Consider the following 21,844-nt stretch of genomic DNA (forward strand, 5'->3'; position numbering starts at 1 on the left):
ATAGTTATGATGTGGTAAGTGAGATAACGACTGACAGCGAAAAACCCGATGCTATTGTGGTGACGATCAACGTATTTAAACAAAAGCGCTGCTGCTGATAGCAGCCACCAAGAATTGGATAGATAGATAGCATCGGTGCCGCTGCAAAAATCAGTAGTACGTATTGCATGTCCCCCTCAACTGGCAGTTGCGATAACAGCATCAACGCCACCAAGGGAAAGAAAACCAGCTTCATAGACGACACAAATGCGATGCGTTTATATTGCTCAAACTGCAGTGACTGCCCCAATGCCCCACCTATGGCAAACAGCGCTAATGCCACCGATGTTGTTGCGAAAATGGATACGCTATCAGCAACAAAACTTGGCAACGTGACACCGGTGATATTGACCATAAGTGCAAACAGAATCGCCAAGATAATGGGGTTTTTGGATACGCGCTCCAGCACGCCCATGATCTGAGTTTTCCAACCTGCGCTTTTGCCCTGAGCAAACTCCAATAACACTAAGCTAATGGGAATAAACACTAAGTTCTCCACCAGCACGCACATTAAAAACGCTTCAACGTACTGACCGTTATAGAGCGAGAGAACAATAGGCAAGCCCACAAATGCACTGTTGGGCATCCCGCTACCTAGCCCGTTGATGTAACTCTCAGTCCAGTTAAATTTGAACATGTAACGGCTTATCACTATCGAAGCTATCATCGACACCAAACCAGCAATGGCATAAATCAACATAAAGTTGAGGTCGATGACTTGAGTGAGTTCTATGCTTGTTAAACTGCTGACTATGACCGCAGGCAGTGAGACATACAGCACGAACTTGCTGGTTTCCGCGACAAACTGTTGGCTAAAAAGCCGTTTTTTGATTGAGAGAAACCCTGCCACTACAATCAATATGAGTGGCAGTAATACTTCTAGAACAAACATTATTAGCGTCTAATACCCGAGCAATTGTGGTAAGAAGAGGACGCTTTGGGGCACGAAGGTAATAAAGAACAATACCAACACCTCAAGCAAAAATAATGGCATTACCTGCTTAGATATGGCGGCTATTCCCACCTTAGAAATCGTATTCGACACGAACAAACAGATCCCCATTGGCGGCGTTATCAAACCAATCATCAGATTAAAAATCACCACAATGCCAAAATGGACTGGGTCGATACCGAAGCTCATTGCTATTGGATGGAAGATTGGAATGAGAATCAGCATTGCGGCAATGCCTTCCAAAAATAACCCAACAACCAAGAGGATGACATTAACCATAATGAGGAACATGATTGGGTCAGAAATCGAACTCAATACCTGTTGGCTAATAAACTGAGGAACTCTAGAGAATGTTAATAGCCAGTTCGCGACAGACACAACAGCAATCAAAATCAGCACAATGGATGAGTCACGCATCGATCGCATAAATACTTCTGGTAAGTCTTTAATCGTGATCGATTTATATAAGAACATACCCACAGATAGCGCATAGAACGCGGCGAAAGCTGCAGCTTCCGTTGGGGTAACCACTCCCAACAAAATAGAGCCGAGAATAAAGATTGGCATACTCAAGGGAACAAATGCTTTGACCAATGCTTTACGGCGACTCGTTCTTTGAGTCGTACCAACAATGTTGTGCTTAGTCGCGTAGAAGAACACGAAAGTAGACAGTGCGATGGCCGACAAAATACCCGGTACAATACCCGCCAGGAATAATGCAGGGACAGAAACACCACTGGCGATCAATGCATAGATTATTACCGGAATACTCGGTGGGATCATAGGACCGATAACCGATGAGGCTGCGGTCAGCGCAGAGGAAAACGCTTTGCTGTAGCCCTCTTTTTCCATTTGAGGAATAAACACACGCCCTAGAGCAGATGTATCAGCGACGGCAGAACCGGAAATACCCGCGAACATAACAGAGGACCAAATATTCACTTGAGCGAGACCGCCACGAAGGTGGCCAAACAGCGCATTAGCGAAGTCAATAATGCGATTTGTGATGCCGCTTTTATTCATCAATTCACCAGCCAAAACAAACAGTGGCACAGCAAGAATCGAGAATGAATCTAAGCCGCTAAATATGCGCTGGGCTACCAAGCTGATTGAGATAGGAGTGCTCGCTACGTAAAATGACATTGCCAACATAATGGCAAATACCAGAGGAACACCAAATACGAGCATACCGCCCATTAAAGCTATTGATGGCATAGTAAATCCTTATACGTCGCCTTGAGTTAAACGAGAAGAAGTCTGTTGATTACGCAGTACTTTCACATGTTCGGCCAAGCGCAGTAACGCTGAGACAATCAAACAAATGCCGCCTACCACTAACGCGGCCTGAAAGTAATACATGTTCACGCCAATCCCTGGGGACTCGATGCCACCGCGCTTCATCACAAAAAGGTAGCCGGAATACGTCATGACACCCGCACACACCAGTACTAAAATATCAACGATGACTTCCAGTGCTTTTTGAAATAAGCTTGATTTGATTGAGTCGAGGACTGCAAACTTAATGTGTAGCCCCTCTAAATAACACAGCGACGTACCAAACATAACGCCGTAAATCATCGAGTATTTGCACAGTTCTTCACCCCATAAGATCGACGTATTAAAAAAATAACGACTGATGGTGGTAATTAGCATCACCGAAAACAGTACAAATAGTGATGAACCTGCACAAAACGCTAAGAGTTTTTTATACTGTTCCATCATGATTACCCTTCCCCTAGCAGAGAACCGCGACACGAAACAGTGTTGTGCCGCGGTAAATAGATTTACTTGCTTGCAGCCTCAACAGCCTGAAGCGCCCCATCAATCCATTTAGAGTCAACCGTACCCTCTAGCCATTTGATAACCGCAGGTTGCGTTTGATCGCGGAACTGCTTCTGTTGCTCTGGTGTTAGCGACGTAATCTTCATGCCTTTTTGCGCAAGAACTTCGAGCCCCTCTGCTGAGTTGACTTGCTGGATCGCACGGCCGACGGTTCCTGCTACATTAGACGCGCGATCAATGATGGCTCGGTCAGTATCAGATAGGCTCTGGTAGAAATCCTCATTCATTAACAAGAAATCGGTACCATAGACGTGACCATCGAGCGTGATGTACTTTTGCAGCTCGTAAAACTTATTCGCACTGATAACACTAACTGGGTTTTCTTGACCGTCGATGACTCCGGTTGTCAAAGCTGCTGGCACTTCTGGGAATGCAATTGGCGTTGGTTCCGCTTTTAGTGACTTGAGTAACTCAACGTATAACGGTGTTGTCATTACGCGAATCTTTAGACCTTTTAGATCATCTGGGGATTTGATCTCACGCTTTGAATTAGTGAAGTGACGAAAACCCGTTTCACCGTACGCTAAGTTACGTAAACCGGTTGTTTTAAGACATTGCTCGCTTAGTTGCTGACCAAATTCACCATCTAGCACTTCCCAGGCAACCGGTGCCGATGGGAAAAGATAAGGAATCTCTAAAACGTTAGCTTCTTTACAGAGCTTAGAGTATGCCCCAGAGACCATCGCCATCGTCAGCATTCCCTCTTGCGCTGACTGTAGTAACTCGGTCTCACCACCGAGCTGACCAGATGGATAGATGTTAACGGCGATTCGACCACCCGATTCCGCTTCAACGATATTCTTGAATACTTGTGTCGCAGCACCTTTCTTAGAGATAGTCCAATCTTGAGAATCAACATGCCCAATCGAAATATCGATGTCAGCAGCGTGAGTGTTTACAGCGAAAGCCATGGATACGGCAAGGGATACAGTTTTTATAGTTTTCATCGGGTAGAACCTCCTGTTTCATTGCCGATAAAACTAACACTTGGATTTAACAAGTTAAAATTCACTTACTGAAAGCATTATTCAAAAATTATATAACAATACCGTTTATAAGAATTTAAAGAACAAAAACAATCCTTTTTAAACAGCAACTTAAGATAGAGCAAATAACCTACACACCATCAATAAATAGTCATAAACATCACGAGAATAGCCATTCATTATAGAGAATTAAGTCACACTTTCGAAACATTGTACCGTTATCACCTTCATCAAACGCCTATTTTCCGTTACTAATAGGTCATTCAGTAAAGGCACAGTGTTTGTAAGTGATATCTATATATCATTCTTAGTTTTATCGCTGGTCTCGACATCCTTATCAACACATCTAAGTTAAATTAATCACTTAAGGAAACTGCATGTTTAATATCCCTAATCTACGTCACTTACGAGCTATCTCTGAAGTCGTGCATACGGGAAGTATTAGCAAAGCATCCGATTCTGTATTTCTATCTCAGCCCGCAATAACCCAAGCCATCTCCAAACTTGAGAAAAACATCAATAGCGAGTTGTTCGAGCGCACCAGCGACGGCATGAAACCCACAGAACAAGGAAAAACGTTCGCATTTCGAATTGACCGAGCACTAGAAAACATAAGCCAAGGCATTGCTAACGCACTCAAAGTTGCAACCAAACAACGCAAAAGCAGTGTGCAACGCTACCTCTTCAATATCACGACAACCCAATTAAAAGCATTGATCGCCGTAGCAAATGGACAGAGCTTTACTGAGGCCAGTCGAATCCTGGAAGTATCCCAATCATCTGTATACCGAGCATCGAAAGATCTTGAACATATTCTCGGTTTCACGCTGTTTGAAAAAACCAGCACAGGTGTCACGCTCTCCAAAGCGGGTTCGGTTCTGAACAAAGCAAGTAAGCTTGCTTTTGTTGAAATAAAACAAGGACTTGATGAAGTTGACCTGTTAAGTAATCGTCACAGTAGTACCATCACTGTCGGCTGCCTACCTCTTGCTCGAACAGGCCTACTACCGAGCACTATCAATGAATTCTCCTTAGCTTACCCAGACTGCCAAATACAGGTTGTTGATGGCCCCTATAAAGATCTTCTTAACCACTTAAAGTATGGCGAGATCGACATCTTAATTGGCGCACTACGCTTTCCTATACCAAGCACTGACATCCGCCAAGAAACATTATTCGAGTCCAAAAACACTATACTTTGCCGAGCAAACCACCCTCTAACACAAAAAGACCATGTCAGCTTAGAGGATCTACAGCAATCCAGTTGGGTGGTATCATCAAAAGCAACGCCAACGAGAAAAATGTTCGAAGATCTTTTTACTAAAGGTGATATCGAAGTGCCAAATCGACTGGTAGAAGCCAGCTCACAGATGCTGGTAAAAGAGCTGTTACTAGGCAGTGATCGGTTGACGTTACTTTCTCAACATCAAATTCAACGAGAACTCAAAGAAGGACACCTAACTGCTCTACCTTTTGAAGGCGACGATCAGTCCCGACCTATTGGTTTAACCGTTCGCAAGAACTGGTTTGCTACCTCTGTACAAAAACATTTCCTGCAATTATTAAGAACAAACGGCGTCAAAATGGCGGTCTAATTCGACCGCTTTTTTCCAAAATTGAATACCCTTACTCTTTAATTGATTATCCATACCGAATGGCCAATGGTACTGTTTTGCTGTAACCAAAAATAATTAAAGACGACAAGGTGGTTATAGTGAGGGTCACAAGAATTGCATTTATTGGCTTTGGTGAAGCAGCGAAATCTTTTATTTCCGCTTGGAGCAATAAAGCCCCAGAAATAATGAATGCGTTTGACATAAAAACAAATAGATCCATATCTAGGGAAACAAAACTTCTCGAATATATCGATTATGGCGTCCAAGGTACATTTAGAGCGCAAGAGGCTATTCATGGCGCGCAAGTCGTGTTTTCTCTTGTAACAGCAGACCAGGCTGAAACAGCAATAAAAGATATCATCCCGTCACTGGGTCACAAGCAGCTGGTTTTGGACTGTAACTCCTGCTCTCCACAAACAAAAAAAGAGCTTGCAAGGCTAACTGAACAACAAGGCTCAAACTATGTTGATGTTGCTATCATGGCGCCTGTACTTCACAGCGCTCCAGCGATTCCAGTTAACCTTTCAGGTCCTAAAGCAAAACAAGCCGCCAGTTACCTCACCAGTTTGGGGTTTAAGACGCAAGTCATCTCAGAGAGGGTTGGAGATGCATCAAGCATTAAGATGCTGCGCTCCATACTCGTCAAAGGCTTTGAAGCACTCACTACCGAATGTCTTGTTGCTGCACGTAAGTCGGGAGTGGAAAAACAAGTGCTTAAGTCCTTGAGCGACACCTACCCTGAGCTGGCACTCACTAAACTGAGTCGCTACCACATGGAAAGAATGCTAAATCACGGAGAGCGAAGACATTCAGAGCTGAAAGAAGTCGAGGCATTGCTGAAGGATCTCAAGATAAACCACTCTATGGTGACGGGTGCCATGAACTGGCATCAGATGTTGGGCGCTATGCCTATAGAAGAGCAGCAACTGCCTTTGGAAGAACTGTCAGATGAAATAATCAAACACTTGCACGCGCCAAATTAACTCGCGAATGCAAAATATATTACCAATCCAAACCCTACATCGCTTGAATACAAAAGGAATGATTATGAACGTGTGTGTCGTAGGCGCAACCGGCGCTTTTGGTCAAAAACACCTCGAAGCTTTACGTAATATCGAAGACGTCAATGTAACTGCCTTGGTGGCACCAGAGCAGGACAAGCTTGACCAGCTAATTACCGAGAAATATCAAGCAGCACAAGGCTTCAGTTCTCTCGAACAAGCGCTGAAGTCCGACGACTTCCAAGCAGTGATCCTTGCGACGCCAACCCAAATGCACGCTGAACAAGCAATACAATGTATGGAAGCCGGCAAACACGTTTTGGTTGAAATACCAATGGCTGACAATATCGAGGACAGCTATAAAGTCGTTGAAACACAGAAGAAAACCGGTGTCGTTGCTATGGCTGGACACACACGTCGCTTCAACCCTAGCCATCAGTGGATACACAACAAAATCGCCGCAGGTGAACTGACTATTCAGCAAATGGACGTTCAAACCTATTTCTTCCGCCGCACCAATACCAACGCTAAGGGAGAGCCGCGAACGTGGACTGATCACCTACTTTGGCACCACGCTTGCCACACCGTCGATCTTTTTCAATATCAAACGGGTCAAAAAGCCTCCAAAATTCAAGCAATGCAAGGACCGATTCATCCTGAACTTAACATTGCCATGGACATGAGCATTGGAATGAAAACCCCATCAGGCGCGCTGTGTACACTGTCCTTGTCATTCAACAATGATGGACCGTTTGGCACCTTCTTCCGTTATATCTGCGATGAGGGAACCTACATTGCACGTTATGACGACTTATTTGATGGCAATGAGAACCCTATCTCGCTTGAAGGTGTTGCTGTTTCGAATAATGGTATCGAACTGATCGATAGAGAGTTTATCGACGCTATCCGCACAGGTCGCGAACCTAATTCCAGCGTTGCAAGCTGCTTACCCGCGATGGAAACCCTACATGAACTTGAACAACAACTGCAACAACAGTAGGGACGACGAATGCGAAAGATTGGCGAAACTACGTTAGCTCCAGTGGCATTAGGCTGTATGAACCTGTCCCACGCCTACGGGAGGCCACCGACTGAGAAACACGGTATTGAGCTTCTCAATCAAGCACTAGATCTCGGTTACAACATGCTAGATACCGCTGCGCTGTATGGGTTCGGAGACAACGAGCAACTGCTAGCTAAAGCGGTGGGACATCGCCGCAATGAATATTTGCTTGCAAGTAAGTGCGGCATGTTCAAAGGAGCGAATGGTAAACGCACCATAGATGGTCGCCCTGAAACACTTCGCCAGACTTGTGAGCAAGCACTCCGTCGATTAAATACCGATGTGATCGACCTTTATTACCTGCATCGTTGGGACAAATCAGTTCCGATAGAAGAGAGTGTGGGCGAGCTATCAAGACTCGTCGACGAGGGCAAGATTAAACACATTGGCTTATCTGAAGTGTCGGCAACCACACTTGAAAAAGCGCATTGCATCCACCCTATTGCAGCAGTGCAATCGGAGTATTCCCTATGGTCTAGAAATGCTGAAATCGCTGTGATTGATAAGTGTCGTGAGCTTGGCAGTGCGTTTGTTTCATTCAGCCCTGTCGGACGTGGAATTCTCAGTGGTGAATTGCAAAGCAATCAATTTGTCGCAGGAGATATTCGTAATGCTATGCCGCGCTTCAATGACGATCACTTCAGCACTAACTTAGCGACAGTCGATAAGTTTGCTTGCCTGCTTCCAATGTTTGCAGAAGAAAATACTTCTGTGCCATCCCCAACATTGGCGCAATTTGCATTAGCTTGGACACTAGCAAAAGCACCCAACTCGATTGCATTGCCCGGCACCACCAGCATCAAGCACTTAGAAGACAACTGGAATGCTCAGCAATATTCAATCTCAAGCGCTCTATTGGATCAAATTGAACGTACTGTGCCGCAAACAGCGTTTATCGGCAGCAGGTACAACACACAGACACAAGCAGAGATTGATACCGAAGAGTATTAGCCTCAAACCAAACAATGAAAACAAGCTCAAAAAAGAGCGATAAAGAAAGTGAAGGATTAATAACATGACAAAGAAAACAGCTTTAGTAATCAGTGCCCATTCTGCCGATTTCGTATGGCGTTGTGGCGGAGCCATCGCCTTACATCAAAAACTCGGCTATGAAGTGACCATCGCTTGTCTTTCTTATGGCGAGCGTGGCGAGTCAGCAAAGCTATGGAAGCAAGAAGGAATGACAATTGAAGATGTTAAACGCATCCGTCATCAAGAGGCGACCGCTGCCGCTGCTGCCCTGGGCGTTAGCGACATTCGTTTTTTCGACTTCGGGGACTACCCTCTTGAAATCGACAAAGAAGGCAAATACCAAATCGTCGACCTAATTCGTGAAGTTCAACCTGAGTTCATCATGACGCACTCTAAATGGGATCCTTACAACACCGATCACATGTACGCCACTGAGATCGCTCTTCAATGTCGAATGATCGCTCAAGCATGGGGTCATAACCCTGGTGAAAAAGTACTTGGTGCACCACAGGTTTACCTATTCGAACCACATCAAAGTGAGCAAATGGAATGGAAACCTAATACCTTCTTAGACATCTCTGAAGTGTGGGAAAGCAAAAAAGCGGCCATCGAATGCATGCAAGGTCAGGAACATCTATGGACTTTTTATGAAAATCTTGCTGAAAATCGCGGCAATCACTTTAGAAGAAACTCTGGTGGACAAGCAGGTGGCCGAAGCTGTCAACATGCCGAAGGTTTTCAAGCTATCTTCCCGCAATGTGTTGACTCATTATAACGCACATTAATGCGTGCATGAATGCATTAAAACCTTCAAAACAATAGCAATACAACCGCTCGCATATCTCTATTGCCTCACAATTGAGGCAATAGTGCAACGATCACAAAACCGACCATTTTTATAGGGATTAGACTACAAATAACAAGTTTAAGACATCGGTAAGTAACACCTTCAATATATTATTGGAAAGCTCAGCTTACACTCGCCACGACTATAAAATTACTACTCCAGGGACGAGAAAAACATGAAAAAGAACATCCTAATTGCAGCCTTGCTCACTGCTGCAATGACCTCTACCGCTTCACTTGCTTCCGAGCGCATTTCAATCGGTACGGGCGGCACTGGCGGTCTATTTTACGTTATCGGTGCGGGTATCGCAGAAACCGTAAACAAACATGTTGACGATACAACCGCTCGCGCAGAAGTGACTGGCGCATCTGTCGAAAACAACCACAGAGTCGCCGCTGGCCAAATGACGATCGGCTTCTCTTCTTCATCCACACTGTTTGAAGCTAAAAATGGACAAGGACCATTTGAAAGAACCGGGGCGTTAGATGTAGCAAGTGTCGCGTATCTTTATCCGGCGGTTTTACAAGTGGCAACCGTCAAAGGTAAAGGGATTAACTCGTTTGACGACTTGAAGGGTAAACGTGTGAGTGTAGGTCCTCCGGGCAGTAATGCTGCCGTTATCACGCAGCGTTTGCTTGAAGAGTATGGCGTTTTCAAACAGATAACCCCACGCTTTTTATCATACACTGAGGGCGTGAAAGCGCTTGTTAGTGGTCAGGTTGATGCCACAGTTGTTTTAGCCGGTGCGCCAACCTCTTCTCTCATCGATTTAAACTCTCAAGTAGATATGAAGCTACTTTCCGCCGATAAAGAGAAGCTTCAAAGCATGGTCGAAAAGTATCCTTTCTATCAAGTCGCTCAATTGCAGCCAGGGGTTTACTCTGATATTGCAGAGCCAGTTACGGTTATTAATGACCCGGCGATTTTGTTCACCAGTAGTAAAGTAGACAAAAACCAAATCTACAGCATTACCAATGCAATTTTCTCTAACTTGGATGAGCTGGTACAAGTGCATCCCCAAGCTAAAAATATCCAATTAGAAACCGCTCCAACGACCCCTATCGATTTGCACCCGGGTGCGAAACAATACTTCGACGAGTCTAAAACTAACTAAAGGAACTCTCTATGAAGCAGACCTCTTTCTCAAGTCTGCTTCTTCCATCTGAGTCCTTAGGTTGGAAGGAGCAACTTGTCGTATCTATTTTGTTCAGTGTATTAGCCGTTGCGACGGCTGGTCTTGTTCTTTACGGCGCCTATTACGGGGGCATCACTGCCCTACTTTTACGTTCATCATTTTTCTCTTTAGTCGCTTGTGCGGCCATGGTTTTCTACGCCTCCCAAACACAGTCAGTGTTTCTACGGACTGGTCTCTACTTGCTGTCCCTCATCGCGTTAATTCCCGGCCCCTACTTATGGAACTCTTATATTGACATCATCATGCGTGGTGCGATGTCCGTTTCTGAAGACATTTGGGTATTCCTCGCCCTCATCTTAGTCATTTTTGTATTTGTAAGGCAGGCCGTTGGCCGAGCTCTGATCATTTTAATGGCTACTGCTTTTGCTTATGTCTATTTTGGTGACTTAATTCCAGGTGAGTACGGACACGGTGGCTATGATCTGCACCGATTAACATCAACACTGCTTCTTTCAACAGAAGGTGTTTATGGTGTGCCTATGGGGGTCGCCGTAGAGTACATTTTCTTGTTCGGTTTATTTGGAACCATACTAACCAAGATAGGAACCGGAGCCGTATTTGTTGATATCGCTAGAGGACTAACAGGACGCGTTCAGGGTGGTCCTGGATTATCCGCTGCACTGTCGAGCGCTTTGCTCGGCTCTCTCAATGGCAGTGCGGTAGCAAATGTGGTCACCACGGGTACATTCACTATCCCCCTAATGAAGCGTGTTGGCTACAGCCCGAAATTAGCAGGCGCAATAGAAGCCGCCGCCTCGTCAGCAGGACAGATCATGCCACCTGTCATGGGGGCTGCTGCCTTCTTAATGGCAGAAATGATCGGTGTTCCTTACGCAGAAATCGCACTGGCTGCCTTAGTTCCTGCACTGCTATATCTACTCGCACTAATGATTTCAGTGCGCTTAGAAGCAGGCCGATTAGGTCTTAAACCCGACTCTGAGGCGGGTTGGGCGCTACTTAAAGCGACCCTGCAGACTAAGATTTACCTGCTATTGCCTCTGGCCGTCCTAGTGGGTCTGATGATCTCCGGACAGTCACCAACCCAAGCGGCGGTCATGGGTATTATTGCCGGCCTGGTTATTAGTCCATGGAAGCCAGAGACTCGTGTTAACTGGGTCGATCTGATTGATTCCTGCAAGGACACCTTGGTCAATACACTGCCCATCGTAGCGGCTGTTGCCTCTGCGGGTATTGTGATTGGTATTTTGAACTTAACGGGCATGGGTCTGATGATTTCTGGCCTTATCATTGACGTTGGTGACGGCAGTCTCTGGACGGTTTTGCTGTTAACGGCACTCGCTTCTTTTGTTCTTGGAATGGGACTGCCAACCTCAGCGGCCTACCTTCTCTTGGCAGTTCTCGTTGCGCCTGCAATGACACAACTGGGCATGGAAACGATTTCCGCCCACATGTTCATTTTCTATTTTGGTTTGGTGTCAGCAATTACGCCACCAGTCGCACTCGCAGCGTATGCCGCAGCCACAATATCAGGAGCAGACGCCAATGAGACGGCCATCGAATCAATGCGTTTAGGGTTTGTTAAATTACTCATCCCATTCTTATTTGTCACTATGCCAGGCGTGTTACTGATCGGTGATGGTTTAAGTATAGTAGTGGCTATCTCCCTAGCGACTATGGCAACAATATCCATGAGTATTGGTTTCTCTGGCTGGTTAGGTGTTCCATTGACATGGATGAAACGAAGCGGCTTTATCGCTGCTGCGATTTTTATCGCTTGGCCAGAGGCTGCAACTAACTTTAGTACCCCGATAGTGTTAACTAGAGCGTTGGGCTTCATTTTGTTTGTCGCACTATGCTTCCTTGTACGCGCTAAAACCAAGCAGCAAGTAGCTCACATTGTTTAGACACTAACATCGAGGACAATGGAAAGCCCTTTTCCTGAGCTCGAACCTAGAACCTAGAACCTAGAACCTAGAACCTAGAACCTAGAAAACATGTTAGGCCAGTCGTTGAATCGACTGGCCTTTTTTGTGTCGTTAAGTGCGCCAACACCATGGCTAACCAAGCCTCTTCTCTTCATGGCTTTGGCTCCGGTTCTAGCTCTGACGCCCATTCAACACTCTTGTATTTCGCGGCCTCCTTAGTAACTGGGTTGTTCGCAAAAGACTCTGCCGATAGCTTACGCTGCGCTAAAGCCTCTTATTCGATTGATGCAGTATCAGAGCATGTCCGGAGTCGTCGCTTTCCCTAGATACTAAAAAACCTCAAGCATCACTGCTTGAGGTTTCAAAAAAGAGAACGGTTAGACGTTTATGCCTAATTGTTCTCAATCAGCATGGTACCTGCACCTGTATTTGAAATAGGCGCATGATAGCTACTTTTAAGAACATTTAACTCACCCGTTAGTGCGCCTCTCATGCCTAACCACATAATCAATTCCGCGCCCTGTGCACCGCCTTGCTCGACCAGATCATAAATCGACAGTTTGGTTAGTGTTTCGGGATCATCAATGAGTTTTTCCATACAATAAAGATCAAACTCTTTGTTAATAAAGCCAGCGCGTTCGCCATCAAGTTGATGCGACAACCCTCCTGTACCAAGCACAACCACTTTAAGGTTTTGGTCGTAACTTTCGATCGCTTTACCTATCGCCTTACCGAAGTCAAAACAACGTTTCGGCGATGGCATTGGGTGTTGCTCAACGTTGATGCAAACAGGGATCACCTTCATATGACCATAGCTAAAGTTCGGCCACATAAGCTGCATCGGAACCGTTAACCCATGGTCTACTTTCATTTCTTGGCAAATCGTAATGTCGAATTCATCTTCCACCAACTGGTTACAGATATGCCAGGAAAGCTCTGGGTCGCCTTTAATTTCAGGAATAGTCGGAATCCCCCAACCTTCATCGGCATTTTTATAAGAAGGTGCAGCACCGATCGCAAATGTCGGCTTTTTATCCAAGAAAAATTCCAAGCCATGATCATTGTAGAAAACAACGGCTACATCCGGCTTAACCTCATCAAGCCAATGATGGATAGGTGGGTAGGCATCAAACAGTGGCTTCCAATAGTCTGTCTGCTGTAGATTGTTCTCAATAGCCTTACCAATTGAAGGAATGTGAGAGGTAGTAATACCACCAACAACTTTTGCCATAATTATTTCCCCGCCTCTACTAACATTTGTTTGAATTCTTCTACTGTCATACCCGTCTGTAATGCACCAATGTCTTGCATATTTAGACCCAACATTCCGACGAATTTTGCCAGATAGTAAATGCTGCCACCTTCGCGGATAAGCCCTAAGACATCACGCTGCTGAATCGCAGTTTTCTGAGCTTCTGTTAAGCCATATTTGTCGCAGTAGGCCATCTCATTAGCAGTGAATTCGTCACGACCACACTGCTCGTTGAGCGAATGACACATCTTATTTAGGCCGTAGCCTTTACGAGCCATCTCGCCGTCAAACATCGTAGTACCAGGGATAGGTTTATTATTTAAGTAAGTCATGTTACACACTCTCCGGCCAGTAGAGTTTCATTGGATTAGTTACTAACAGCATCTGTTGCTGCTCTGCAGTCGTAGCAATTTGAGGGATCACATCCACTAGGTGACCGTCATCTGGCGTATGTGACTTCATATTGGGGTGCGGCCAATCCGTCCCCCAAAGCACTCGGCTTGGAAATAAGTCAACCAGGGTCTTAGCAAATGGCACAACATCCGAATAGTCTGGTGGAGTATGTGTAAGTCGCTCAGGACAACTTACTTTGCACCAGATGTTTGGATTGCGCTCCATCAAAGAGATAAACTTTCCAAACTCAGGGCTATCGATACCTTTTTCGACATTAGGGCGGCCCATGTGGTCGATCACTACGGTCATGTTGAGTTCTTCAAGGAATGGAATGACATCGTCAATGTCTTGCGACTCAAAGTAGACAACCACGTGCCAACCTAACGGGCGAATTTTATCGGCAATAGCTCTTAGTTTTTCGACTGGCACGGTATCCACCAAGCGCTTCACAAAGTTAAAACGCACTCCGCGAACACCTGCTTTGTCCATTTCAGAGAGCTCTTGTTCGGTAATCGTCTCATCAACAAAGGCGATGCCACGCGCGAGATCACCAGCGGTTTCAAGCGCATCAACCAAAGCTCGATTATCCGTGCTGTGACAAGAAGCTTGTACAATAACGTTACGGCTGAAACCAAGAAAATCACGTAGCGCAAACAGTTGCTCTTTTGATGCATCACAAGGCGTGTACTTGCGTGCAGGTGAGTAGGGAAACTTTGAAGCAGGACCAAACACATGACAGTGAGCGTCCACTGCGCCTTCAGGTACGACAAATTTAGGCTGGCTTGGATTAGGGTGGAATGGTAAGTAATCAGCGTCCATTTTTCTTCCTTGTTATATTCAGTAGGTCTGCTGTCCAAATACGGTTCCATCAAACAACTTACGCGCTGTTCGAAGAATGGCCGCGGACTTTACCTGATTGTTTTCAACGTCCAACACCACACTCATCTTTCCTATTGGGTGTTCAACATCCATCTTAATTGGATCTTCTGTAGTGACTTTGGCAATTCGACTTGCTGGGGTTTCTGGCAACATGCATGCCGTTGCTACACTTACGGCACCTAAAACGCCAATCGAAGCATGACAGCGATGTGGTATGAACGTGCGGGTAGATACCGCTCCGCCATACTGTGGAGCACTAACCAGCGCCATCTTCGGCACTGATAACGCTCGCACATCTCCCAAGTTCATCAACGGCCCCGCTTTTAGGCGAATCGACTCCAATCGCCGCTTTAACTCCACATTGTCATCGAGTGCTTCACGTGATTCATCTCCAGTCAGACCAAAGTCTTTCGCGATTAGCACCACCACTGGCATGCCATTATCAATCAACGTAACTTCAACCCCTTCAATCACATCTACGTGATTGCCACTTGGAAGTAGCGTGCCACAGCTCGAGCCAGCAGTATCTTCAAAACAGACCGCAATAGGTGCAGACGTATTGGGTACACCGTCTATGGCACAGTCACCAACGTAGCTGACTCGTTTATTCGGAGTTTGAACCGTCACCGTAGCAATCTGCATCGTGTTCTTCATAAAGATCCGAACAGAGGTTTCTCCCTCTTGCGCTTCCACCAATCCTCGTTCAATGGCAAAAGGCGCGACACCTGCTAAAATGTTGCCGCAATTTTGCTTCTCACTGATCAACTTTTTATCCACAAAGACTTGCAAAAATAGGTAATCAATATCGACGCCTTCACGTGTTGAAGGCTCTACCACCGCCACTTTTGAAGTAAGAGGATCAGCGCCTCCAATACCATCAATCTGCCTTACATCTGGCGAACCCATGATTGATAGCAAAAAATCATCTCGTTGCTTGTCATTGCTGGGTAAATCTTGACGGAGAAAGTAAGCACCCTTTGACGTACCCGAACGCATCCACATACAAGGGGCACTCAATACAGGACTAGACATATTTCAGCCCTTTCGCAGCCAGACGGTCACGCATTTGGTAAATATCCAGACCTAGCTCACCATTGGCCAAACGAACCCGTTTGTCTTCTTCACGCTCCATGCGAGCTAATGATTCATGCAGTACTTCTTCAGCTTCTTCGCGTCGAACGACCACTACACCATCATCATCAGCCACTACAATATCGCCAGGATAAACAAGCTCACCGGCACACGTCAGCGGAACATTTACGGAACCAAGAGTTTCTTTGATTGTACCCTCGCTAAATACAGCTTTAGACCAAACTGGAAAGTTCATTTCTCGTAAATCACGAGTATCGCGCACGCCGCCTTCAATCACTAATCCCACCACGCCACGAGCTTGCGCTGATGTAGCCAGAAGATCACCAAAGTAGCCGTGATTCGACGGTGATGTTGGCGCAAAGATTAAGAAGTCACCCTCTTGCGCTTGTTCTATCGCCACATGCATCATCCAGTTATCACCTGCCGCACCCGATATGGTCAACGCAGAGCCTGCTACGGCATCGCCTTGGAAAATCGGGCGCATGTAATGAGCAAGTAACCCCTTGCGGCCCTGCGATTCATGAATCGTGGCGACACCACATTTACGTAAACTCTCAACCACATTTTTATCTGGTCTTTGAATGTGTTGGACTACAAGATTGTTCTGCATGTTAATACCTTATTATCCTTGTAAATATCTGAACATACGGTTTGTTCTTGCTCTTCAAGCCGTAAAGCCCAAAGGCTGAAAAACTGAGTAAAATGAGGCCAAAAGCATCCGTAAATGGCGCGCTGAATGACTAAAGCCACTATAGCGGCCAGGTTGGTAATGCGATATTTCAATTATTTCTCAAGGTATAAGATTTTGAGATAGAAGTGACATTTACTTCGGACAGCGCGAGGGATTAAAACCCCGCTGCAAGTGGTTCTACAAAAATGAATAGGTGTTAATAAAAAGCAATTATCGCAAACGGACAACATTTGATAGCGTGATGAAAACACAACAAGGAATGAACTATGATTCAATGCCGACTTATTGGACAGAACATCCAACGCTCTCAATCCCCTGCTTTTCACAATCAGCTGGCACGCTCACTTAATATAGATTTGAACTATGAGCTGGACGAACTCACAACAAACTGCGCTCATGAGCTACAACAACATACTCTCGAACTGTTTAACGGCAATGTTGATTCTGCCAATGTCACATACCCATACAAAGAACAAGTACTCATTGCAGCCGATAGCATCGCCCCATGTGCGCAAAGGGTAAATGCAGCCAACACCCTAGTTAAAAGAAATGACAAAATTGTCGCCTTTAACACCGATTACAGTGGGTTTATCACCGCATTTAAGCAATTTCGTTCCAAACAGCCAGGTAATGTGGTTTTACTCGGGTGTGGTGGTGTCGGCAAAGCTATCTGCTTTTCACTTGTCGATTTAGGGGCTACTCAAATTGCCCTTTACGATAAAGAACCGAGCAAAGTCGCTGAGCTTGAACAGGCGCTCTCTAACGAGAGCATCGATACCATTCACTTAGATGAGTCGAACCTCGAACACTACATAAGACGCGCCGACGGGGTTCTAAACTGCACTCCTGTTGGGCATTATTCTACGCCTGGGTGCCCTATCGACTCGTCGTGGCTTGAAGAACAGTCTTGGGTGTTTGATGCCGTCTACACGCCTCACATTACAAAATTTACAATCGCCGCATCGCGCGCGTCTATTGACGTATTAAGTGGCTTCGAGCTCTTTTTCCACCAAGCCAATGATGCCTTTATGCTTTTTACTGGTGAAACCCCCACTAAAGAACAACTCGATTCCATTAAACACTCGCAGCTTTCGAAACTAGATTAAGGACGAACTACCCCATGAAAAAACTACTGATACTTAACGGCCCCAACTTAAACTTACTTGGCTCCCGCGAACCGCAGCAATATGGTTACGAAACGCTTGCTGATGTTGAGGAAAACTGCCGTAAAGTGGCTTCAGAGTATGGCTATGAGACAGAGTGTTTACAGAGCAACACCGAAGGCCACTTGATTGATGCCATTCACAAAGCAGGCACTGAGTTCAAACAAGGGAATTGTTATGGCGTGGTGTTCAACCCTGGTGCTTATACTCATACGTCAATCGCTCTACACGATGCAATCAAAGGCGTCGATGTTCCTGTAATCGAAGTACACATTTCTAACGTACACGCCCGTGAGACCTTCCGTCATCACTCCTATATCTCTCCCGTTGCTGCGGGCACTATCATTGGCATGGGAACGAAAGGCTATAAATTGGCAATCACCTTCTTATTGGATCGATAGACATTTACTAACGAAAATCGCATCTTACTCAGTATTCAAAAAGACAAAAATGCAGTAACTAATAACTAAAAAAAACCTCCAAAGTCTGACTTTGGAGGTTTTCCTGTACCTAGTAGCTATTAGATGTCATTAATGTGCACTACCCACTATTCACCCACCATTGTGATAGTTAACCACCACTGAATAATGCTTACCGGCAGCAATATCCTCGATCAAGTTACTCGATAGCACCACTCCATCAACTTCAATACAAGCCTGGGTTTTATCACTCACCCATTGATATTTAACGTCAAATATCGCGCCCCTAAACTCACGCTTCACGCTTGCTTGTTGCCAGTCGGAAGGCAACTGAGGAGCAATCATCAGTCCTTCTTTGCATCCCTTAAGACCAAACAGATTTTCGATGACTAGGCGATAGAACCAAGCCCCTGTACCGGTATTGAAGAGGTTACTCGAACGGCCTGCTGTGTCAGGATACTGGTAATACGCACCGCGATAGTAGTTTGGAATGTAAAGTGGTAACTGTCCTCTTTGAACAAAAGACTCACACTCTGGATCGGCCAGCATTTTACGCAAGGTGCTAAAGGCTCTATCTGACTGATTAATATGGTACATACTTGCTGCATAAAACGCAGCGGCATGGTTGTAGACGGAGCCATTCTCTCCTGAGCCTGGCCATTTTTGCGTTACACGGCCTACATCTTCACGCATTGCAGTAAATGCTGGTGCGCACAGCATCACGCCGTATGGGGTATCCAGTTGCTCATCCACCGCCTTTAACATTCTCTCTGTTTGCAGTGCATTGGGCATATTGGCAAGAAATGCCCAGCTTTGGGTATTTAAGAAAATACGCCCCTCTTTATCCTCTGGCACTCCGAATGTTACACCGTCATCGGTAATTCCTCGCGCGTACCAATCTCCCTTCCATAGATACTCATCAGCAATCACAACGAGCTCATCGACGGTGTGTTGGAACCTATCCAACTCGTTAGCGTCATTCACATCTCGAGATAAACGTATCCAAGACTGCAGTGCAAAACTGAGTGCTTGAGTGAGCCAGCCGGAAACGCCTTTACCCTTTGGCCCTACCATATTCATAGGGTCACACCAGTCACCTTGAGCAATATAAGGCAAACCACGTTCGTCACGTGCGCCGCACATATGGTGCATTGCCATGTTCATGTGTTCTAAGACGGTGCTCTTGTCATCAGAGTCTTGCCACGTCAGTAGCTCATCGAGAATAGCCCAGTCATTACTTTCGTTGATGTAAGACTCAAGGATCAGGGTAAGCCAGACGGAATGATCAGTGTGTGGTATCTGGTTGATGTATTTCAGCTCTGCTTCTGGAGTTAACAAAATGCCATCTGGCATTTCACCATCGCGCTTTTGCTGACTCAGTGAAGTAAGGATGACCTGTTTTGTCGACTCATGATTAACATAGGCCATCCCCATCCCATCTTGCAGATAGTTACGCGTCTGCGGGTCGGTGGTCAGACGATGCGTATCCCCATGATAGAACACTTGTCGAGGCAGCCAGTTGTTGACGAACTGATCAAAGATCTTATCCGGCGTTGAGATGTTTAATACCCCTTTGCCAGACTCAATGTAGTCGGCGTAATCCGCTGCTGCATGCTCTTTGTTATCGCTTAGGGTAAGCTCAAGCGTGTCAGCAATCTCTTGTTTATCCAGCGCAGGACCAAAAACAAAATTGTATTCGCTCTCATCACCCGGCTTTAGGTCAAGTTCAAACTGCATAATACAGGCTGGCATTTCGTAATGACTTGGTTGGTCACTTAAACTGCGTTTGTCGCTAAGCCCCGCTGGGTTGTGAAGGCCGCCCTGCCCTTCAAATCTAGGTAAACTGGTTTCAAAATGCGTTGGCTTAACATCGGATGCCAAGTACGTGATGTCTTTTAGATGCTTGTTCTTCGCGTAATCTTCAAGCTTTTGGTAAGGAGTAATAGACGTACAAACCACGGCGTTGAGCTCATCATCAAAGTGTGCGCCCATGTTCATCCAGGACATGTATCCCACTGGGAAATACGGAACCAATGACACCTTTCTTGATTGACTGTCACCATTACGCACCTTGACATGCCATAGCTCTGCCGCCAAATCTGGGCTGAGTGTCAGTGTCATCTCAAGTTCAATATCTGAATGCTTGATCTTCCACTTAATATCACTGAGACCAGGCTGAAATTCAAAGCTGTCTAGTTCTGCCTTAATAGGCGCAAATGGTGCAGAGAAAAGCTCCCCACTTTCGTCATCTCGAAGATAGAAAAAACGTCCCGGATGGTGCGCAAAATAAGGTTGCTCCGGCTGCATGAAACTCGTCGCCGCCATGTTCGGATTATGGGCGTATTTTTTCGGTTCTGGATTCATATATTGAGCGACAGCGTAGCCCTGACAATTCATGTGAATCATCATATGTTTATTCCACAAGTATCCCGCTGAATTTGGCACCAACGTTGGGCTGTCTAGCGAAAATCGAGCGCCAGCTTCAATGTAGTTCGTCATTCTATCTCCCTCTGAAGTACAACTTTGTTTGCGATTATTTTACTGAGTGAGTTGAGTCTCGAACCGACAGTGTCGGCTCAAAACGTGTTTGGATAGGGAGAGATTCCCCGTAGCATAAGTTGAGGATCTGGTGACAGGCATTGATAGAGATATCTTCTAAAGGAATACGTACACTCGTCATCGCCGGCGACGTATATTGAGAGATATCAATGTCATCATAACCGACAACCGACATCTGTTTGCCAACCGCAATACCCTGTTTGTTGAAAGTGGCAATCGCAGCCATTGCGCTGTTGTCATTTCCACAGAAAAGCGCAGTAAATGGGCGCTTTTTGTCTATTAAGCGCTGCGTGGCTTCTTTACCAAGCTCAAAGCTGTAACCACCATGCTCAATGAGGTCGACATCAACCTCGATACCCTCTTCCGCTAATCGATCAATAAACCCTTGGTGTCGGCTGAGTGCATCTTGGGCATTCATTCGACCTGTCACGATGGCAATCTCTTTGTGCCCTAACTCTATAAGGTGTTCTGCTGCTAATCGGCCTCCTTGGTAGTGATTTACACAAAAGGTCTTATCAATCAGCTCTTCAATGTCTCTGTTTATAAACACCACTTTTGGATAACGCGCCTCAATCCGTGCCAGCTCGACAACAGAAAGCTCCGGACACGACATCAGAATTCCATCACAGTCACGTTCAATTAAGTAATCTAGGCAGCCGATGCGCTCTTTATCCGTTTTCGCATCCTCGGCATTGGCGAGAATAATATGCTTATCGCGTTTTCGTAGCTCTCGCTCGATGGTTTGCAGCATCTTTCGATGAAAGGAGCCCGAAAAAGAAGGCACCCACAGACCAATAATGTTTGAGCGCTTCGACGATAGTGAACGCGCCATACTGTTTGGCCGATAATTTAACTCCGCCATCGCCGACGCTACTTTTTCCCCAGAAGCGGATGAGACTGACGCGCTCCCAGACAAGTATCTGGAAACAGTTCCAACACCCACACCTGCGAGTTTTGCCACGTCTTTTATTGTTGCCATTAGGTTTTACTCACGTTG

20 protein-coding genes are annotated in these 21,844 nt (G+C 45.7%); 9 read left to right on the top strand and 11 right to left on the bottom strand.

All coding sequences use genetic code 11. The annotated features are described in order from the left end of the window. Positions 1 to 4: 4 nt before the first annotated feature. The 4 genes from ACVA6Q_RS11795 to ACVA6Q_RS11810 all read right to left on the bottom strand — a co-directional run bounded on the left by ACVA6Q_RS11795 (position 5) and on the right by ACVA6Q_RS11810 (position 3,780). Entirely contained in the window at positions 5 to 931 is a 927-nt protein-coding gene (locus ACVA6Q_RS11795; protein WP_353498567.1) for an AEC family transporter, read from the bottom strand. Positions 932 to 940: 9 nt separating this feature from the next. Next, positions 941 to 2,206: a TRAP transporter large permease gene (locus tag ACVA6Q_RS11800; RefSeq protein ID WP_353498566.1), complete on the bottom strand. Its 1,266-nt coding sequence runs from the start codon at positions 2,204 to 2,206 to the stop codon at positions 941 to 943. Positions 2,207 to 2,215: 9 nt separating this feature from the next. Further along, positions 2,216 to 2,713, bottom strand: a complete 498-nt coding sequence (locus ACVA6Q_RS11805) for a TRAP transporter small permease (RefSeq protein WP_353498565.1) — start codon at positions 2,711 to 2,713, stop codon at positions 2,216 to 2,218. Between the two features lie 62 nt (positions 2,714 to 2,775). Beyond that, entirely contained in the window at positions 2,776 to 3,780 is a 1,005-nt protein-coding gene (locus tag ACVA6Q_RS11810; RefSeq protein ID WP_446647627.1) for a TRAP transporter substrate-binding protein, read from the bottom strand. 416 nt (positions 3,781 to 4,196) lie between these two features. Between ACVA6Q_RS11810 and ACVA6Q_RS11815 the strand changes: the two genes are divergently transcribed. From ACVA6Q_RS11815 to ACVA6Q_RS11845, 7 genes are all read left to right on the top strand, one after another. Beyond that, entirely contained in the window at positions 4,197 to 5,414 is a 1,218-nt protein-coding gene (locus tag ACVA6Q_RS11815) for a LysR family transcriptional regulator (RefSeq protein ID WP_446647628.1), read from the top strand. A 119-nt stretch (positions 5,415 to 5,533) separates the two neighbouring features. Continuing rightward, positions 5,534 to 6,418 carry a DUF1932 domain-containing protein gene (locus ACVA6Q_RS11820; protein ID WP_446647629.1) on the top strand — a complete coding sequence of 295 codons (885 nt, stop codon included), beginning with the start codon at positions 5,534 to 5,536 and terminating at the stop codon, positions 6,416 to 6,418. A 64-nt stretch (positions 6,419 to 6,482) separates the two neighbouring features. After that, a complete protein-coding gene (locus ACVA6Q_RS11825; protein ID WP_446647630.1) occupies positions 6,483 to 7,436 on the top strand; it encodes a Gfo/Idh/MocA family oxidoreductase in 954 nt (317 codons plus the stop codon). Between the two features lie 9 nt (positions 7,437 to 7,445). Further along, positions 7,446 to 8,450, top strand: a complete 1,005-nt coding sequence (locus ACVA6Q_RS11830; RefSeq protein ID WP_446647631.1) for an aldo/keto reductase — start codon at positions 7,446 to 7,448, stop codon at positions 8,448 to 8,450. A gap of 64 nt (positions 8,451 to 8,514) precedes the next feature. Then, positions 8,515 to 9,246 carry a PIG-L deacetylase family protein gene (locus tag ACVA6Q_RS11835; protein WP_353498559.1) on the top strand — a complete coding sequence of 244 codons (732 nt, stop codon included), beginning with the start codon at positions 8,515 to 8,517 and terminating at the stop codon, positions 9,244 to 9,246. Positions 9,247 to 9,493: 247 nt separating this feature from the next. Further along, positions 9,494 to 10,432 (top strand): TAXI family TRAP transporter solute-binding subunit, encoded by a 939-nt coding sequence (locus ACVA6Q_RS11840; RefSeq protein ID WP_446647632.1) that lies wholly within the window; start codon positions 9,494 to 9,496, stop codon positions 10,430 to 10,432. A gap of 11 nt (positions 10,433 to 10,443) precedes the next feature. Continuing rightward, the gene (locus ACVA6Q_RS11845) at positions 10,444 to 12,378 is read left to right on the top strand and encodes a TRAP transporter permease (RefSeq protein WP_446647633.1); all 1,935 of its coding nucleotides are present in this window, start codon (positions 10,444 to 10,446) and stop codon (positions 12,376 to 12,378) included. Between the two features lie 412 nt (positions 12,379 to 12,790). Here the strand turns inward: ACVA6Q_RS11845 and ACVA6Q_RS11850 are convergent, their stop codons facing one another. From ACVA6Q_RS11850 to ACVA6Q_RS11870, 5 genes are read right to left on the bottom strand one after another with little or no spacing between them, the layout of a single operon-like run. After that, positions 12,791 to 13,630: a class III extradiol dioxygenase family protein gene (locus tag ACVA6Q_RS11850; protein WP_353498556.1), complete on the bottom strand. Its 840-nt coding sequence runs from the start codon at positions 13,628 to 13,630 to the stop codon at positions 12,791 to 12,793. 2 nt (positions 13,631 to 13,632) lie between these two features. After that, positions 13,633 to 13,983 (bottom strand): protocatechuate 4,5-dioxygenase subunit alpha, encoded by a 351-nt coding sequence (locus tag ACVA6Q_RS11855; protein ID WP_446647634.1) that lies wholly within the window; start codon positions 13,981 to 13,983, stop codon positions 13,633 to 13,635. Position 13,984: 1 nt separating this feature from the next. Further along, positions 13,985 to 14,863: an amidohydrolase family protein gene (locus tag ACVA6Q_RS11860; RefSeq protein WP_446647635.1), complete on the bottom strand. Its 879-nt coding sequence runs from the start codon at positions 14,861 to 14,863 to the stop codon at positions 13,985 to 13,987. Between the two features lie 18 nt (positions 14,864 to 14,881). Next, positions 14,882 to 15,955: a 4-oxalomesaconate tautomerase gene (locus ACVA6Q_RS11865; RefSeq protein ID WP_446647636.1), complete on the bottom strand. Its 1,074-nt coding sequence runs from the start codon at positions 15,953 to 15,955 to the stop codon at positions 14,882 to 14,884. Then, on the bottom strand, positions 15,948 to 16,625 hold the full coding sequence (locus ACVA6Q_RS11870) for a 4-carboxy-4-hydroxy-2-oxoadipate aldolase/oxaloacetate decarboxylase (RefSeq protein ID WP_353498552.1): 678 nt from the start codon (positions 16,623 to 16,625) through the stop codon (positions 15,948 to 15,950). Before ACVA6Q_RS11870 ends, ACVA6Q_RS11865 begins: the two co-directional genes overlap by 8 nt. 347 nt (positions 16,626 to 16,972) lie before the next feature. Here ACVA6Q_RS11870 and ACVA6Q_RS11875 point away from each other — a divergent pair, with 347 nt between their 5' ends. Together ACVA6Q_RS11875 and aroQ are read left to right on the top strand one after the other, a co-directional pair. Then, entirely contained in the window at positions 16,973 to 17,812 is an 840-nt protein-coding gene (locus ACVA6Q_RS11875; protein WP_353498551.1) for a shikimate dehydrogenase family protein, read from the top strand. Positions 17,813 to 17,826: 14 nt separating this feature from the next. Continuing rightward, positions 17,827 to 18,270, top strand: coding sequence for a type II 3-dehydroquinate dehydratase (gene aroQ, locus ACVA6Q_RS11880; protein WP_446647637.1), 444 nt, complete (start codon positions 17,827 to 17,829; stop codon positions 18,268 to 18,270). A gap of 150 nt (positions 18,271 to 18,420) precedes the next feature. On the opposite strand, the gene ACVA6Q_RS11885 is transcribed toward aroQ, so the two are convergent. After that, positions 18,421 to 20,787, bottom strand: coding sequence for a GH36-type glycosyl hydrolase domain-containing protein (locus tag ACVA6Q_RS11885; RefSeq protein ID WP_446647638.1), 2,367 nt, complete (start codon positions 20,785 to 20,787; stop codon positions 18,421 to 18,423). Between the two features lie 34 nt (positions 20,788 to 20,821). Next, entirely contained in the window at positions 20,822 to 21,826 is a 1,005-nt protein-coding gene (locus tag ACVA6Q_RS11890; RefSeq protein ID WP_446647639.1) for a LacI family DNA-binding transcriptional regulator, read from the bottom strand. Positions 21,827 to 21,844: the final 18 nt, after the last annotated feature.

It is taken from the genome of Vibrio sp. DNB22_10_4 (assembly GCF_052879755.1).